Source organism: Bradyrhizobium sp. GW821-FHT13H05, assembly GCF_058804065.1.
Genome location: NZ_JBXAPO010000003.1, coordinates 337,324 through 353,571 on the forward strand (window position 1 = coordinate 337,324; position 16,248 = coordinate 353,571).

Below are 16,248 nucleotides of genomic sequence, written 5' to 3' on the forward strand. Positions count from 1 at the left end.
ATTTCCAAAACATCCTATTGGCAGAGCGTCGCGAATGAAATGCCTGCGATTAAGACAATCTTAATCATCGTTAACAGGATCGCGCCGTAACGCCTTAGCAATAAATGCAATTCTCCACGGGACTCGCCAGATTGCGGCAACTTTTCGTCAAGAAACGGGCGGAATTAGGTAAAACGGCGCAAACATTTCGTTAACCATTTCCATGCTTGGCTGAGGGAACCTGACCGCCGGACCGGCGGACTATCGCGCGATGCCGGGGGCCTGCGCCATGACGCCTGAACTGCAACGGATGGACTGGATGCCCTCGCCCCCGCTTGCGCCGATCGACAGCCCGCTCGATCTCGACCATCTCTCCCGGATGACGCTCGGTGACACCGAGCTGGAACAGGAAGTGCTCGCGATGTTCGCCGAGCAGGCCGTCCGCCTGCTGGCGGCCATGGCCGCGCTGCCGGCCGAGACCGGTGCGCTCGCGCACAAGCTCAAGGGCTCGGCCCGCGGGATCGGTGCGTTCGCGGTGGCGGACGCCGCCGCCAGCCTGGAGACCGCGATCCGGATCGGCCACAACCAGCGCCACGCTTTCGCCGCCCTGAAGGAGGCCGTGACCGAGGTCCGTGCCGCCATCGAGACGATCCTGAAGCACTGAGGCGCGACGAGATCGGGATGAATCGTCATCGCGCTTTAGGTCGTTGTTTGAGCATGATCTTTTCGGAAAACCGCTGCGCGCTTTTCCGGATCATGCTTTAGGGTTTTGACTCGCTCAAAATCAGGGTCTAGTCGTTTGTTTTGACGCGATTTCTTCGCGCGAACCGGGGTCCATTTCGCGCGAAAACGCTATGGCGCCCGGCGAACCGACCCGTTATAGGACAGCCCAGACCCTCCTTCATTCCCAACCTCGCGGCAGCACGAGCACACATGGCCAAGATTCACTTTGTCGACCACAAGGGCGAAACCCGTACGGTGGAAGTCGAGAACGGCGCAACCGTGATGGAAGCCGCCATTCGCAACAGCATTCCCGGTATCGAAGCCGAATGCGGCGGCGCCTGTGCCTGCGCGACCTGCCATGTCTATGTCGACGAAGCCTGGCGCGAGAAGGTCGGCAGCCCGACGCCGATGGAAGAGGACATGCTCGACTTCGGCTTCGACGTGCGCCCGAACTCGCGCCTGTCGTGCCAGATCAAGGTCTCCGACGAGCTCGACGGGCTGGTCGTGGCGACGCCGGAACGTCAGGCCTGAACACGTCCTGTCGATGCGGCGGGCGGCGCGACCTCGATGCCGCGCTTGTGCCAGGGTCTGAACTTCTCGATCACCTCGGCGGTCAGCGGCGCCGGCCGCCGTGTCGCCTCGTCGAGCAAGACGCCGACCGACGTCGCTGACGCAATGCACGTCCCGTTCGAGAACACGACCTGCTCGAACGTCACTGACGTCCGTCCCAGTTTCACCACGCCGAGGCCGAGTTCGATCGTGCCCGGCCAGTGCAGCTCGGCGCGGAAATGCATGTCGAGCCGCACCATGATCCAGGCGAAGCCCGCTGGGGTCAGCCCGTATTCGGGAAGCTTCATCAGCGTGACACGGCCGGTCTCGAAATAGGTGGCGTAGACCGCGTTGTTGACGTGCTGGTTCGGATCGAGATCGCCGAAGCGGACGTTGTCGCTGAGGCGAAAAGGGAAGTCCTCCAGGCGCGGCGTCGTGTCGAGGCGGCTTGGTGCGTTCACCGATTGATCTCCGTCATATCCATCCTCGTTACAGCCCAGTTATTTTGGCCCGGCAAGTGGGCGCGGCTGCGGGGCGCTCCCGCTTTTATGCCTTCCCTGATCCATCCCCGTTGGCTAGACAGGCAGGGTCACCTCTGCCCACCGGGCGCCGTCCAACCGATAACCATCGATAAAGAGACGACATGAGCGACGTGATCAAAACCGATGTGCTGATTATTGGCGCGGGCCCCTGCGGCCTGTTCGCTGCCTTCGAACTCGGCCTTCTCGACATGAAGGTGCATTTCGTCGACATCCTCGACAAGGTCGGTGGCCAGTGCGCCGAGCTTTATCCGGAAAAGCCGATCTACGACATTCCCGGCATTCCGCAGGTTTCGGGGCAGGGCCTCACCGATGCGCTGATGGAGCAGATCAAGCCGTTCCATCCGACCTTCCATCTCGGCGAGATGATCGAGACGGTGGAGAAGATCGGCGATCCCGGATTCCGCTGCACCACCGATGCCGGCAAGGTGTTCGAATGCAAGGTGCTGGTGATTGCGGCCGGCGGCGGCTCGTTCCAGCCCAAGCGTCCGCCGGTGCCCGGCATCGAAGCCTATGAAGGCAGTTCGGTGCACTACGCCGTGCGCAAGATGGAAAATTTCCGCGACAAGAACGTTCTCATCGTCGGCGGCGGCGATTCCGCGCTCGACTGGACGCTCAATCTGCATCCGCTCGCCAAGCGCATCACGCTGCTGCACCGGCGCGACGATTTTCGCGCCGCGCCTCACAGCGTCGAGCAGATGCGCGCGCTGGTGGCCGACGGCAAGATGGATCTGCGGCTCGGCCAGGTCACCGCGCTCTCAGGCACTGACGGCAAGCTGACTGGCGCGACCGTCAAGGGCAACGACAACAACGTCACCGAGATCGCGTGCGACACCATGCTGCCGTTCTTCGGGCTCACCATGAAACTCGGTCCGGTCGCGAACTGGGGCATTGCGCTGGAAAACAATCTGGTGCCGGTCGAGACGAGTGCGTTCGAGACCAATGTATCAGGCATCTTCGCCATCGGCGACATCAACACCTATCCCGGCAAGATCAAGCTGATCCTGTGCGGCTTCCACGAGGGCGCGCTGATGTCGCAAAAAGCCCATCGCTACGTCTATCCGGAGAAGCGGCTCGTGTTCCAGTACACGACCTCGTCCTCCAGCCTGCAAAAGAAACTCGGTGTCAACTAACCGCACCGGGAACGGGCGGGCGATGCCCCATGTTTCTGGTGCTGGAACCGTTCGCGAAATCGCCGTAGTCTGCGGCCATTGCAGTGGCGGCTTAGCAAGGTGATCATAATGCGGAATCTCTTTTTCAGCTTTCGGCTGTTCTCGCTCCTCGCGCTCGCGCTGTCGTTGAGTGCGGTGAGCCCGGCTGCGGCGCAAGTTCCGGCTGCGGTGCCGGCCCAGCCGACCGCTGCGGGCCTCTGGCAGAAGGTCGAGGACGGCAAGACGGTGGGATGGTTCCTCTTCATCGACCACAACGGCATCTTCGAAGGCGTGATCGCAAAGACCTTTCCGCGGCCCGGCGACGACCCGAACGAGATCTGTGCGAAATGCGCCGACGATCGCAAGAACGCGCCGGTGCTCGGGCTCTCCTTCATCCGCGACATGAAGCGCGACGGCTTGAAGTATGACGGCGGCAACGTCGTCAATCCGCGCGACGGCAACATCTGGAAGGCCAAGATGACGGTGAGCCCGGACGGTCAGACCCTGACCATGCGCGGCTTTCTCGGCATCTCCCTGTTCGGCAAGGACGAGACCTGGACGCGGCTGCCCGACGCCAACATCGCCCAGGTCGATCCCGCCATCGTCGCCAAATATCTGCCTGCGCAGGCGACCGCCGCGACGAAGCCGGCGCCCGCGCCTGCCGCGAAGAAGGGCGGCGCGATGATGGCGCCGGCGCCGAAGCAGTAGGCTGTTTCCGCGTTCTGAACGTCGTCCGCGCGGCGCTCTCCTCATGCGCCGCTGTCGTTCCCCGCGAAGGCAGGGAATCCAGTAAGCCGCAGCTTCTCCCCGCACTGTGGAACACGGAATCGCCCGTCCCAGCGCGCAAGTGCGCACGCGCATAGTCGTGGGCAACAGCCTGCGGCAGTAGTTCCCCGGAATGCGCGCTGGCGCCGGATTTGCATAGCTGTCGCAAAGCCGCTGGGGAGCGAGTCGCCGTCTTTACGCCTGCCGCCGTCATGCGGAAGGCGGACGGCGGCGCCTGTCCCTCGCGGCGCTGATTGCGATCCGCGGGAAGACGACATGAGACTTGCAAGACCGTGTGCGGCGGTGCTGCTCGGGCTGACGGCGCTGCTGGCGACATCGGCGCTGGCACGCGACGACGGCCGCTACGCCAATTCGCCGCTCAAACCCTGGTTCGAGAGCCTGCACAGCGAGTACGGGCAATGCTGCTCGGACGCCGACGGCTACGTGGTCGCCGACGTCGATTGGGAATCCGACAAGGGGCGTTACCGCGTGCATCTCGACGACGAATGGGTCGTCGTGCCCGACGGCGCCGTGATCACCGAGCCGAACAAGATCGGTCGCACCATGGTGTGGAAGCATTATATCGATGGCCATCCGCGCGTTCGCTGCTTCATGCCGGGCAGCATGACGTAGCCGTCTGCCCTCATTCGTGGCGGAGCGCATCGTCAATCGGTCAGCACGACGATCTTTCCGCCGGCCGTGTTGGCGTCCATGCAGCGGTGAGCCTCGGCGATCTCCGTGAGGTGAAAGACGCGTCCGACCTGAACGCGAAGTGTGCCTGCTTCGATTTGCCGGACCAAATCCTGCAACGGCGTCTGCATGAAGTCGTCAGGGCCTCCGGAATAGACCGTGAGGTTGACGGTGTTGGGGATGATCTCCATCGGGCTGAATTGATCGAACCACCATTTGTCTCCGACCATACCCGTCATGCAGACGATGCCGTTCGCCCGCGCACACTGCAGGGAGTCTGCCAGCGTGGTCGTGCCGACGAGCTCGAGCACCTTGTCGACGCCGCCTCCGCTTGCAGTTTTGACCGTGTCGGCGATCCGGCCGTCGTCGACGACCGCAAGGTCCGCTCCGACCGAGCGGATCAGCTCCATGCGCGCAGGACTACGCGTGGTTGAGATCACCTCGGCGCCGTGCTTGCTCGCGATGGCCGCGGCCGCAAGGCCAACCGAGGTGGTTCCGCCGCGGATCAGGAGCCGCTCGCCGCGCTTGAGTTGCAAGGCGGTGAACAGCGAGCCCCAGGCTGTCTGGAGCATCTCCGGCAATGCTCCGAGCGTTTCCCACGGCAGGGTGGTTTCAAGAGGCTGGACCTGCACGGCCGGCACGCAGACATATTCCGCGTAGCCGCCGTCGAATTGCCGTCCCATGCCGCCCATGGCCGTCGCGACGATCTGGCCCTTGCGAAACCGGCCGCCCGGTGCGTCCTCGACCAGGCCGACCGCTTCGATGCCGAGCACGCGCGGAAAGCTCACGCCCGGCGACAGGCCGCGCCGGGTGAAGAGCTCGGACCGGTTGAGGCCGAAGGCCTTGACGCGAATGAGAACCTGATCCGGGGCAGGCGTCGGCACGGGCCAGCTCTCGATGCGCAGCACCTCGGGGCCGCCGGGCTCGCGTATCACTGCTGCCTTCATCTGGGCCATGGCATGAAATCCTGCGGGTGTTGCCAACTGGCTTGCAGGAGAAGGCGTCAAGATTCAAGCGCCGGCTCGACGCAGGCTTCCGGAAACCGATCGCTACGTCACACCCGGGTGCATGACGTAGCGATCGCTCCTAGAACTTGTAGGTCACGCTGCCGAGCACCGTGCGGCCGATACCGAGGAAGCAGTCGCCGCGCGCCAGGCAGGTGGTCATGTGGCGCTTGTCGAACAGGTTGCTGGCATTGACCTGAAGCCGCCAGGGGCCGGTCTCGTAGCGGACCAGGGCGTCGAACAAGGTGTAGTCGGGCGTGCGGAGGGTGTCGGTGCCGTCCCAGGATTGGCCGACGTAGCGCACGCCGCCGCCGAGTGTGACGCCGGGCAGGCCGAGCAGGGACAGGCGATACTTCGCCCAGAGCGAGGCCTGGTGATCCGGTACGGTCTCGACATGCTTGCCGGCATTGTCGCCGCTCTCCACGCGGGCATCGAGATAGGTGTAGGCGGCGATCAGATCGAGATCCGGCGTGATGCGCGCCAGCACCTCGAGCTCGGCGCCGCGGATGCGGACCTTTCCGGTCTGGATCGAGAAGCGGTCATCGTCGGGGTCGCTTGTCAGCCGGTTCCGCTCGGTGGTGTCGAAGATCGCGCCGTTGATCGCATTGCCCGGCGTCGGATTGTACTTGAAGCCAAGCTCCACCATCTCGCCGCGCTGCGGCGCGCAGACCGTGGCGCAGACGCCGCTGCCGAACACCGGATTGAACGACTGCGCATAGGTCACGTAGGGCGTGACGCCGAACGGCAGCTCGTACATCAGCGCGGCGCGGCCGGTGGTCGCCTGGTAATGCTCGACCGGCGAGCCCTGGGTGTCGCTGGTGACGTAGTCGTGGCGCAGGCCGAGCACGGCGAGCCACGGTCCGAGTCGCAACTGGTCCTGCGCGTAGAGGCCGAGCTGGTTCTGGCGCAGATCCGGTTCGGGCGACATCGCCGGCGCGGTCACGCCGCTGTAAACCGGAGCGTAGAGATCGAACGGCGTTGGGTCCGTGGTGAAGCCGGATTGCGCGCGTTCCCTGACCTCGCGGTAGTCGGCGCCGAACAACACCTTGTGTGCGACCGGTCCGGTGTGCAATTTCAGCTCGGCATTGCTGTCCGAGGTGAAGTTGTCCTTGACCGTCTCGCGGCTCCATACGCTGCGGGCCACAGTCCGTCGGCTGGCATCGAGGAACGGATAGTTCGGATCGCTGGGATCGACGAAGTTCAGATCCGGCCAGGTCGACCGGTAGATGCCCTCGATATGGGCGTAACGCAGGTTTTGCCGGACCTTCAGGCCATCGTTGAAGCTGTGCTCGAATAGGCTGCTGATCGCGCCGGTCTCGGTCTGATATTTGTCGAAGCCCGGCTCGCCGGCAAAGCGCTGCACCGGAATGTAGCCGCTGGGGCCGGCAAACAGCGTGCCCTCATGCGGCAGGAAGGCCGTGGAGGAGCCCGTGGTGTCCTTCTGATAGGTGCCGAGCACTGTCCAGCTGGTGGTGTTGGTCGGCCGCCAGGTCAGCGACGGTGCGAGCACGATGCGATCGTCCTTGACGTAATCTGTCTGCGTGTTGCTGTCGCGGTAGACGCCGACGAAGCGATAGAGCCATTCGCCGTCCTTGGTCAGCTTGCCCGTGGAGTCGAGCTGCACCTGCTTGCGGTTGAAGCTGCCATATTGCACGCCGATCTCGTTGGCGCTTTCCACTTGCGGACGCTTCGAGATCAGGTTCAAGAGACCTGCCGTCGAGGTGTCGCCGTAGAGCACCGAGGAGGGACCACGCAAGACCTCGATGCGCTCCAGCGTATAGGGCTCCGGCCGCCATTCGTTGAAATTGTTGGTGTTCACCATGCGCGTGCCGTCGAGATAGATGTTCGGGTCCTGGCCACGAATGCGCGGATAGTCGCCGCGCGAGTCCGCGCCGTAGGCGTCGGCGAACACGCCGGGGACGTAGCGCAGCGCTTCCTGAACGGTGGTCGCGCCCTGGTCGGTGACGCGGTCGGCGGTGACCACGCTGATCGATTGCGGTGTCTCGCGCAGCGGCGTGTCGGTCTTGGTGCCGGTGCCGCTGCGGGTCGCGACGTAGCCGTGGACGGGGCCTGTCGCGGTCTCCGCAGCCGTGCCCGCGCCGGCCGTTTGAGTCTCGGCGCTCGACGGCGCCCGTTCGGCCTGGCGACGGCGGCTTGCCGCCTGTGCGGCGTGACGGGAGCGAACCGGACGTGCGCGCGCCGCCGGCCGCGACGATTGCTCGACCACGACGGGGGGCAGCTCCTGCGGCGACGATTGCGCCTCGGCCGGCGATGCGTCCAGCAAGCCTGCCAGCAGCGGCAGTGCGCCACCGATCAATCCTGCCGTCGTTCGGAGATATGTAGTCATTCGCGACCCCATCATTTGCGGAGCGGACGACTAACAAGCGCAGTCGATGGCTTGAAGTGCAGGAGGGACGCAATGGTCCCTCAATCATCAGATTTGGAATTAGTATACGTATAAGTAGAACGCGCGCCGCTTGATGGCGGCGCGCGGATGGGTGAATGAGAGGACGACGTGGTGCGCCTTGCGCAGCGCCGACTAGCGTTCTTCGCTCGCGGCGTTGGCGCTCGCGAGCCGCTTGATCCGCGGTGACAGCACCGACATTTGCGCGGGCGAGGCGGGCATGCCGGCGACGATCATCGCGGGCGCAGTCGACTGTTCCTCGATGCCGGCGCCGCCGAGCACCTGCACTTGCGTCGCCGAGATCGGGAACGAATTCACTTCGTAAGAGGGCAGCTCGCCGGCGAACGCGCCGGCCGAGTTCGCAATCATGGCGCCGGCAACGGCAATCATTGAGAGAACACGCATTGGAAAATCTCCGTGAAAGATGGCAATCGGAGATTTGGTCGCTGCACAGCCCCAACGGGTTCGCTTGTATGCGAACATTCGATCGCCACCGGCGGTCTATTTGATTGCGTGATACGGCAGGATGAAACAAGGATGAAGTTTTCCGCGCCGATGTTTCCGGACGGTTTCACGGGAGGCCGTTGATCCCGGCCTAAGCGCCGAGTTTGGACTCTCGCACCATCGCATCAGTGCGGCGGCGTATGTCGGGATTGAGCGCGAGTCCGAGGCCGGGCGCCGCCGGTGCCGACACGATGCCGCTCTTCACGGCCGGCAGCGCGGTGACGAGATCGCGATACCAGGTCGAGAGCGTCGCGCGCACGACCTCCTGGAAGATCGCGGTTGGCGCATGCAGCGCCAGATGCAGCCCCGCCATCAGCGCGACCGGGCCGGTGCAATCGTGCGGAGCGAGCGGCTTGTTGTAGGCCTCGCTAAGCGCGGCGATCTTGCGTGCCTCGCTCAAGCCGCCGCACCAGGCGATGTCGAGCATCACCACGTCGACGGCGTCGGCCGCGAGCAGATTGCGGAAGCTGGCGGCTCCCGCCAGCGTCTCGCTGCCGCAGATCGGCGTCTTCACCCGCCGCCTGAGGTCGGCGAGGCCCTGCACATCGTCCATCTTGTTGAGGGGATCCTCGACCCAGAACACGCCGTAGTCTTCGAGCGCGCGGCAGATCCGCTCGGCCGTGTGTGCGCCCCACAGGCTGTGCAACTCGCACATGATCTCGATGCGGTCGCCGACTGCGTCGCGGACTTTCCGGAACGGCTCCAGCCCGGTCTTCAAATCGGTGAGCGAGATCGAATGGCCGCCGTTCGCGGCAAACGGATCGAACGGCCAGATCTTCATGGCGCCGTAGCCTTCGCTCAAGAGGCTTTCGGCCAGCGCGCCGGCGTCGCGCATGAAGGCGATCTGGTCGTCATAGGGGCCGCGCGCGGCGTCGTCAGCGCCGATCTCGCGGCGCTTGGCGCTCTTGGTGTTGTAGGCGTAGCCGGCGCAGGTGTTGTAGGCGCGGATCTCGAGCCGGCTTGCACCGCCGAGCGCTTCGTGCACGGGAATGCCGTGGCGCTGGCCCTTGATGTCCCACAGCGCGATGTCGATGGCGCTGGCGGCGCGCACCTCGGCGCTGACGCTGTGGAAGCCGAGATAGGGCGTCAGCAACTGGCGCGAGATCGCCTCGATGCGGCGGGAGTCCTGGCCGAGCACGAGCGGCGCTGCGAGCTCATGCACCGCGGCTTCGACGGCCTGCGCGCCGCGAAAGCTTTCACCGAGGCCGGTCAGGCCCTCGTCGGTCTCGATCTCGACCCAGATCAGGTTCGGCCGCTCGTCGATGCGGATCGTGCGCAGGGTCGTGATGCGGGACATTGAGGTCCTCTTGGTCTTGCAGGCGCTGGTCCTGGCGCTCAGGTCACCGGGGCCGGATTGAACAGCGTGAGGTCGTTGTGGATGCCCCAGCGGTCCGACCACGGTTTGATGCGGCCCGAGGCGACGTCGAGGATCAGGCGGAACAGGTCCCAGCCGCATTCCTCGATGGTCTGCTCGCCGGTGGCGATGCTGCCCGAATCGAAATCGATCAAATCCTTCCAGCGCCGCGCGAGCTCGCTGCGGGTCGCGACCTTGATGACCGGCGCAGCTGCAAGGCCGTAGGGCGTGCCGCGGCCGGTGGTGAACACTTGCAGCGTCATGCCGGAGGCGAGTTGCAGCGTGCCGCAGATGAAGTCGCTCGCCGGCGTCGCCGCGAACAACATGCCCTTCTGCGTCGCCTTCTCGCCGGGGGAGAGAACGCCGGTGATCGCGGTTGAGCCGGACTTGACGATCGAGCCGAGCGACTTCTCGACGATGTTGGCAAGGCCGCCCTTCTTGTTGCCGGGCGTGGTGTTGGCGCTGCGATCGGCGCCGCCGCGGGCCAGATAAGCATCGTACCAGGCCATCTCGCGCACCAGCGCGCGGCCGACATCCTCGTTGATGGCGCGGCGAGTGAGGAGCTGGATGGCGTCGCGCACTTCGGTGACTTCAGAGAACATCACCGTGGCACCGGCGCGCACCAGGAGGTCGGCAGCGAAGCCGAGGGCAGGGTTCGCAGTGACGCCGGAGAACGCGTCGCTGCCGCCGCATTGTAGCCCAATGACGAGATCGGCCGCCGGGCAGGTCTCACGGGTGCGCTTGTTGAGGATCTTCAGGCGGGCCTCGGCCTGGGTCATGATCGCATCGACAATCGCGCCAAAACCGTCAAAGGCTTCGTCCTGCATGCGGACGATGGCATCGCTGATGCCTTCCGGCACCAGTCGCTCAGGCGCGAGCTTTTCGCATCCCAAGCTGATGACCAGAATCTCGCCGCCGAAATTCGGGTTGAGTGCGAGGTTTTGCAGCGTGCGGATCGGCACGACTGCATCGGGCGCGTTGATGGCGACGCCGCAGCCATAGGCGTGCGTCAGCGGCACGACGTCGTCGACATTCGGATATTTTGGCAGGAGCTCGGCGCGGATGCGCTTCACCGCATATTCCATCGTGCCCTTGACGCATTGCACGGAGGAGGAGATGCCGAGGATGTTCTTGGTGCCGACCGAGCCGTCGGTGTTGCGAAAGCCTTCGAAGGTAAAGCCTTCGAGCGGCGGCAACGGCGCGGGGACGGCGGTGGAGATCTCCAGCTTGTCGAGGTCAGGAGCCTCCGGCATCCGGATGCGGGCCTCGTCCACCCATTCGCCGGCCAGGATCGGCGAGAGCGCGTAGCCGATCACCTCGCCATAGCGGATGATCGGCGCGTCCTGCCCGATGTCGACCAGCGCCGTCTTGTGCCCTTGCGGCACGAAGGCGCGCAGCGTCAGCCCGCAGGTAAAGCGGGAGCCGGCGGGAAGCCCGAAATCATTCACCACGATCGCGACATTGTCGCGCTCGTTGAGCTTGATGTAGCGGGGCTGCTCTTTCGCTGCGACGTCCTGGTCCATGGGAGGACTCCGGGGATTTGTAGGGTGGGTTAGCGCAGCGTAACCCACCACTGTCTGCATCCGTCGAACCAGAAGAGGTGGGTTACGCTGCGCTAACCCACCCTACGATGATAGCTATCAGCCGGGATACGTATAGGCGGTCTTCACAGTCGTGTAGAACTCGCGTGCATAGGAGCCCTGCTCGCGGGCGCCGTAGCTCGAACCCTTCCGGCCGCCGAACGGGACGTGATAATCGACGCCGGCGGTCGGCAGATTGACCATCACCATGCCGGACTCGCTGTTGCGCTTGTAGTGCGAGGCGTATTTCAGGCTCGAGGTGCAGATGCCGGAGGCGAGGCCGAACTCGGTGTCGTTGGAGATCGCCAGCGCTTCGTCGTAATTCTTCGCACGAATGACGGCGGCGACGGGGCCGAAGATTTCCTCGCGCGCGATGCGCATGTTGTTGTTGGCCTCGGTGAACAGCGCCGGCTGGAGGTAGTGGCCGGGCGTCTCGCGCTTGAGCAGTTCGCCGCCGAAGGCAAGCTTGGCGCCCTCGTCCTGGCCGATCTTGATGTAGCGCAGGTCCTGGTCGAGCTGGCTCTGGTCGACCACCGGGCCGATATGCACGCCGGCCTTGAGCGCGTCGTCCACCGACAGGCCGCTCAGGCGTTCGGCCACAGCGGCAACGAAGCGGTCGTGGATGCCTTCGGTGACGATCAGGCGAGAGGAGGCGGTGCAGCGCTGACCGGTGGAGAAATAGGCGCCGTTGACGGCGACCTCGACGGCGGTCTTGAGGTCGGCGTCGTCAAGCACGACCAGCGGATTCTTGCCGCCCATCTCGAGCTGGAACTTCTTCATGGGGTTCGAGAGCACGCAGGCCTGCGCGATCTTGCGGCCGGTCTGCACCGAGCCGGTGAAGGAAATCGCGGCGACATCCGGATGCTCAAGGAGCGTCTGGCCGACCACCGAGCCGGAGCCGACCACGAGGTTGAACACGCCAGCCGGAATGCCGGAGCGGGTGATGATCTCGGACAGCGCATGCGCGGAGCCCGGCACCAGCTCGGCCGGCTTGAACACGACCGTGTTGCCATAGCAGAGCGCGGGCGCGATCTTCCAGGCCGGGATCGCGATCGGGAAATTCCAGGGCGTGATCATGCCGATGATGCCGACCGGCTCGCGGGTGAGCTCGACGTCGAGGCCGGGGCGCACCGAGGCACCCTTCTCGCCGATCAGGCGCAGCGCTTCACCGGCGAAGAACGCGAAGATCTGGCCGGCGCGCGCGACCTCGCCGATGCCCTCGGGCAGCGTCTTGCCTTCCTCGCGGGCGAGCAGGCGTCCGAGCTCTTCCTTGCGGGCAATGATTTCGAGCGAAATCTTGTTCAGCGCGTCATAGCGTGCCTGCGGGGTCGACTGCGCCCAGGCGGGGAAGGCGGCCTTGGCGGCGGCGATCGCCTTCTCGGTCTGTGCCTTGTCGGCCTTGGCATATTCGCCGACGAGGTCGTTGGTATTGGAGGGGTTGATATTCTTCGTGACGCCGGAGCCGTCGACCCATTCGCCGCCGATGAAGTTCTTCAGGATCGCAGTCATATCTCTTCCTCCTTATTGGGAGGCATGATCCTTATCGGAAAACCGGTGTCCACTTTTCCGGGATCATGCCTGAATTTTCTAACGCACGAGGCACGGGCGCTTGTCGTCAAACGTCCAGCCAGGGATCAAGTCCTGCATGGCAATAGCGTCATCCCGGGCGCCAAGTCCATGCTGCTTATAGAGGTCATGCGCGGCGTCGATGGCCGCCCTGTCGATTTCGATACCCAGACCCGGCCTGTCGGGGACTGCAATCTTGCCGCCCTTGATCTGGAGCGGCTCCTTGGTCAGCGCCTGACCGTCCTGCCAGATCCAGTGGGTGTCGATCGCGGTGACCTTGCCGGGGGCGGCGGCGCCGACATGGGTGAACATCGCGAGCGAGATGTCGAAGTGGTTGTTGGAGTGCGACCCCCAGGTCAGGCCGTTGTCGCGGCAGGTCTGGGCGACGCGCACTGAACCCTGCATGGTCCAGAAATGGGGATCGGCCAGCGGAATGTCCACCGCGCCGAGGCGCAGCGCATGGGAGAGCTGCCGCCAGTCGGTCGCGATCATGTTGGTCGCAGTCGGCAGGCCCGTGGCGCGGCGGAACTCGGCCATGATCTCACGGCCGGAGAAGCCGGCCTCGGCGCCGCAGGGGTCCTCGGCATAGGCGAGAATGCCGTGCATGTCCTTGCAGAGGCCGATCGCCTCGTCGAGCGACCATGCGCCGTTCGGGTCCAGGGTCACGCGCGCGCTGGGAAAGCGCTTTGCGATCGCGGTAACCGCCTCGATCTCCTGCTCGCCGCGCAAGACGCCGCCCTTGAGCTTGAAGTCTGCGAAGCCGTAGTGATCGTGCGTGGCTTCGGCGAGCCGCACCACGGTCTCCGGCGTCATCGCCTCCTGGTGGCGGAGGTTGAACCATTCCGGCTTGGCGGTCTCGCCCTGCACGTAGTTCAGTTTCGACTTGCGCCGGTCGCCGACGAAGAAGAGATAGCCGAGCGTCTCGACGCTGTTGCGCTGCTGGCCTTCACCGAGCAGGGCGGCGACGGGCAGGTTGAGATGCTGGCCGAGCAAATCGAGCAGCGCAGATTCGATCGCCGTGACCGCGTGGATCATCACGCGCAGGTCAAAGGTCTGCTTGCCGCGGCCGCCGGCATCGCGGTCGGCGAAGGCGGTGCGGATGTCGGCCAGAATGTTGTTCATCGCGCCGACGGTCTTGCCGATCACGAGATCGCGCGCGTCCTGGAGCGTCTGCCAGATCTTTTGCCCGCCCGGCACCTCACCGACGCCGGTGTGACCGGCATTGTCGGTGAGGATGACGATGTTGCGGGTGAAGAACGGCGCATGCGCGCCGCTCAGATTGAGGAGCATGCTGTCGCGGCCCGCGACCGGAATCACCTGCATCGATGTGACGATTGGTGCACCAGAGATGTCAGTCTGGGCCATCGCACGCTCCTCCCTGTTGTCTTGTTATTCTGCAGCCTGTTGTGACGATCGGATGGCGGGAAGGTTCTTCACCAGCGCGGCCAGTTCCGCGATCTCCTGCTCGGTGAGATCGGTCAGCGGCGAACGGACCGGACCGGAATCGCGGCCAATCACCTTCATGCCGGCCTTGATGATCGAGACGGCATAGCCCTTCTTGCGGTTGCGGATCTCGATCAGCGGCAGAATGAAATTCTTCAAGCCCGCCTGGATCGTCGCATGGTCGCGCTTGCGCACGGCGGCGTAGAAGTTGGTGGCGAATTCCGGCACGAAGTTGAACACGGCCGAGGAATAGGTCGTCACGCCCATGTCCAGATAAGGCAGCGCGAAGGTCTCCGCGGTCGGCAGGCCGCCGACATAGGTCAGGCGATCACCGAGCTTGGTGTAGACGCGGGTCATCAGCTCGATATCGCCGATGCCGTCCTTGTAGCCGACGAGGTTCGGGCAGCGTTCGGCGAGGCGAGCGAGCGTGTCGGGCTGGAGGATGGCGTTGTCGCGGTTGTAGACGATGACGCCGATCTTCACGGCGGCGCAGACCGCCTCGACATGGGCGGCAAGGCCGTCCTGCTCGGAATGGGTGAGATAGGGTGGCAGCAGCAGCAGGCCGTCAGCGCCGGCCTTTTCCGCGCCGATCGCGATCTCGCGGGCGATCGCCGTGCCATAGCCGGTGCCGGCGAGCACGGGCACCCGGCCCTTGGTTTCCTCGACCGCGACCTTGACCACCTCAGGGACTTCCGTGGGCGTCAGCGAGAAGAACTCGCCGGTGCCGCCGGCGGCGAACAGGCCTGCGACATCATAGCCGCACAGCCAGTCCATGTTGGAGCGATAGGTCGCCTCGTCGAAGGAGTGGTCCGCCTTGAAAGGCGTGACGGGGAAGGACAGGAGGCCCGATCCGATCTTCTGGGCCATTTCCTGTGGGGTCATCTTGCTCATGGGCGCTGCTCCCTATTGCGTGTTGTGGAGGACGCAAGGCTACGCGTCCATGCGCCGTGGTTTAGGAGACGGTTCGATGCGCGTCCAAGCTAAAGCCTATATCGACCGATGCGGATTGAGCATCAATCCTCCACCACCTCCGCGGAGGACAATTCACTGGCGATTTTGACCAGCGCCGAGAGCAGCGGATTCTCGTCGTCGCGGCGCCACACCATGAACAGCTCGACCGGGACGCGGTTGCGCAGTTTTAGCGGCCGCAGCCGGACGTCGGAGATTTTCAGGCTCGCGGCCGCGGCCGGCACGATGGCAAGGCCGAGGCCGGCGCGCACCATGGCCAGGATCGAGTGGATCTGGCTCAGATGCTGGACATAGCGCGGCAGCACGTCGGCGCGGGTGAACAGCGCCACCAGCAGATCGTGGAAGTAGCGGCTTTCATAGGGCGAATACATCACGAAGGGCTGGTCGTCGAAATCCTTGATGGTGATGCTGTCGGCGTTCGCCAGCGGATGCTTCTTGGGGATCGCGGCGAGCAGGGGCTCGGCGACGACGCGGCGGCTGGCCACTTCGGGGCGGGCGATCGGCGGCCTGAGCAGGCCGGCGTCGATCTGGCCGGAGCTGAGCGCCTCAAACTGGTCGCCCGACACCATCTCCTTCAGCGAGAAATCGACCTCGGGCAGTTTGGCGCGGCAGGCCGCGACCAGCTCCGGCAGGAAGCCGTAGGCGGCGGCGGCCGTAAAGCCGATCTTCAGCGAGCCGGTCTTGCCGAGCGCGATTCGGCGGGCGACCTGCGAGGCGCTTTCCGCAAGCTTCAGGATGCGCCGCGCTTCCGGCAGGAAGCTGCGGCCGGCAGGCGTCAGCCGCACCGAGCGGCTGGTGCGCTCCAGCAGCGGCGCGTCGATGATGTGCTCGAGCACCTGGATCTGTCGCGACAGTGGCGGCTGGGTCATGTTCAGCCGCGCGGCGGCGCGGCCGAAGTGCAATTCCTCCGCAACTGTCACGAAACAGCGGAGCTGGTTGAGGTCGAACATCGATACATGCCTTAGATGAATAAGGCGTTTCCCCGGCACTTCTAGCATCGATCATCCCCAAAACAAAGACGGCGGCTG

At 64.7% G+C, this 16,248-nt stretch carries 15 protein-coding genes; 5 read left to right on the forward strand and 10 right to left on the reverse strand.

Annotated features, from left to right (window positions below; translation table 11 throughout):
• Positions 1 to 268: 268 nt before the first annotated feature.
• Both AC1RR3_RS10425 and AC1RR3_RS10430 read left to right on the forward strand, forming a co-directional pair.
• Positions 269 to 643 carry an Hpt domain-containing protein gene (locus AC1RR3_RS10425; RefSeq protein ID WP_492822067.1) on the forward strand — a complete coding sequence of 125 codons (375 nt, stop codon included), beginning with the start codon at positions 269 to 271 and terminating at the stop codon, positions 641 to 643.
• 269 nt (positions 644 to 912) lie between these two features.
• Entirely contained in the window at positions 913 to 1,233 is a 321-nt protein-coding gene (locus AC1RR3_RS10430; protein ID WP_027560383.1) for a 2Fe-2S iron-sulfur cluster-binding protein, read from the forward strand.
• On the opposite strand, the gene AC1RR3_RS10435 is transcribed toward AC1RR3_RS10430, so the two are convergent.
• The gene (locus AC1RR3_RS10435) at positions 1,224 to 1,712 is read right to left on the reverse strand and encodes an acyl-CoA thioesterase (RefSeq protein ID WP_492822070.1); all 489 of its coding nucleotides are present in this window, start codon (positions 1,710 to 1,712) and stop codon (positions 1,224 to 1,226) included. The two genes, AC1RR3_RS10430 and AC1RR3_RS10435, sit on opposite strands and share 10 nt — an antisense overlap.
• Before the next feature lie 182 nt (positions 1,713 to 1,894).
• Between AC1RR3_RS10435 and AC1RR3_RS10440 the strand changes: the two genes are divergently transcribed.
• The 3 genes from AC1RR3_RS10440 to AC1RR3_RS10450 all read left to right on the forward strand — a co-directional run bounded on the left by AC1RR3_RS10440 (position 1,895) and on the right by AC1RR3_RS10450 (position 4,339).
• Positions 1,895 to 2,923, forward strand: coding sequence for an NAD(P)/FAD-dependent oxidoreductase (locus AC1RR3_RS10440; RefSeq protein ID WP_492822072.1), 1,029 nt, complete (start codon positions 1,895 to 1,897; stop codon positions 2,921 to 2,923).
• Positions 2,924 to 3,031: 108 nt separating this feature from the next.
• The gene (locus AC1RR3_RS10445) at positions 3,032 to 3,649 is read left to right on the forward strand and encodes a DUF2147 domain-containing protein (protein ID WP_492822074.1); all 618 of its coding nucleotides are present in this window, start codon (positions 3,032 to 3,034) and stop codon (positions 3,647 to 3,649) included.
• Between the two features lie 333 nt (positions 3,650 to 3,982).
• Complete coding sequence (locus AC1RR3_RS10450; RefSeq protein WP_492822076.1) at positions 3,983 to 4,339, forward strand: hypothetical protein; 357 nt, start codon at positions 3,983 to 3,985, stop codon at positions 4,337 to 4,339.
• 32 nt (positions 4,340 to 4,371) lie between these two features.
• On the opposite strand, the gene AC1RR3_RS10455 is transcribed toward AC1RR3_RS10450, so the two are convergent.
• The 9 genes from AC1RR3_RS10455 to AC1RR3_RS10495 form a co-directional block, all read right to left on the reverse strand.
• Entirely contained in the window at positions 4,372 to 5,352 is a 981-nt protein-coding gene (locus tag AC1RR3_RS10455; protein WP_492822078.1) for a zinc-binding alcohol dehydrogenase family protein, read from the reverse strand.
• 130 nt (positions 5,353 to 5,482) lie between these two features.
• A complete protein-coding gene (locus tag AC1RR3_RS10460) occupies positions 5,483 to 7,747 on the reverse strand; it encodes a TonB-dependent siderophore receptor (RefSeq protein ID WP_492822080.1) in 2,265 nt (754 codons plus the stop codon).
• 192 nt (positions 7,748 to 7,939) lie between these two features.
• Positions 7,940 to 8,209: a hypothetical protein gene (locus AC1RR3_RS10465; RefSeq protein WP_492822082.1), complete on the reverse strand. Its 270-nt coding sequence runs from the start codon at positions 8,207 to 8,209 to the stop codon at positions 7,940 to 7,942.
• 190 nt (positions 8,210 to 8,399) lie between these two features.
• Positions 8,400 to 9,605, reverse strand: a complete 1,206-nt coding sequence (locus AC1RR3_RS10470) for a mandelate racemase/muconate lactonizing enzyme family protein (RefSeq protein ID WP_492822084.1) — start codon at positions 9,603 to 9,605, stop codon at positions 8,400 to 8,402.
• 38 nt (positions 9,606 to 9,643) lie between these two features.
• A complete protein-coding gene (gene garD / locus AC1RR3_RS10475; protein ID WP_492822086.1) occupies positions 9,644 to 11,185 on the reverse strand; it encodes a galactarate dehydratase in 1,542 nt (513 codons plus the stop codon).
• 117 nt (positions 11,186 to 11,302) lie between these two features.
• Entirely contained in the window at positions 11,303 to 12,751 is a 1,449-nt protein-coding gene (locus AC1RR3_RS10480) for an aldehyde dehydrogenase family protein (protein ID WP_492822088.1), read from the reverse strand.
• 78 nt (positions 12,752 to 12,829) lie between these two features.
• Positions 12,830 to 14,173: a glucarate dehydratase gene (gene gudD / locus AC1RR3_RS10485; RefSeq protein ID WP_492822090.1), complete on the reverse strand. Its 1,344-nt coding sequence runs from the start codon at positions 14,171 to 14,173 to the stop codon at positions 12,830 to 12,832.
• Positions 14,174 to 14,197: 24 nt separating this feature from the next.
• Positions 14,198 to 15,142: a 5-dehydro-4-deoxyglucarate dehydratase gene (gene kdgD / locus AC1RR3_RS10490; protein ID WP_492822092.1), complete on the reverse strand. Its 945-nt coding sequence runs from the start codon at positions 15,140 to 15,142 to the stop codon at positions 14,198 to 14,200.
• Positions 15,143 to 15,264: 122 nt separating this feature from the next.
• The gene (locus AC1RR3_RS10495; protein ID WP_492822094.1) at positions 15,265 to 16,170 is read right to left on the reverse strand and encodes a LysR family transcriptional regulator; all 906 of its coding nucleotides are present in this window, start codon (positions 16,168 to 16,170) and stop codon (positions 15,265 to 15,267) included.
• Positions 16,171 to 16,248 lie beyond the last annotated feature (78 nt).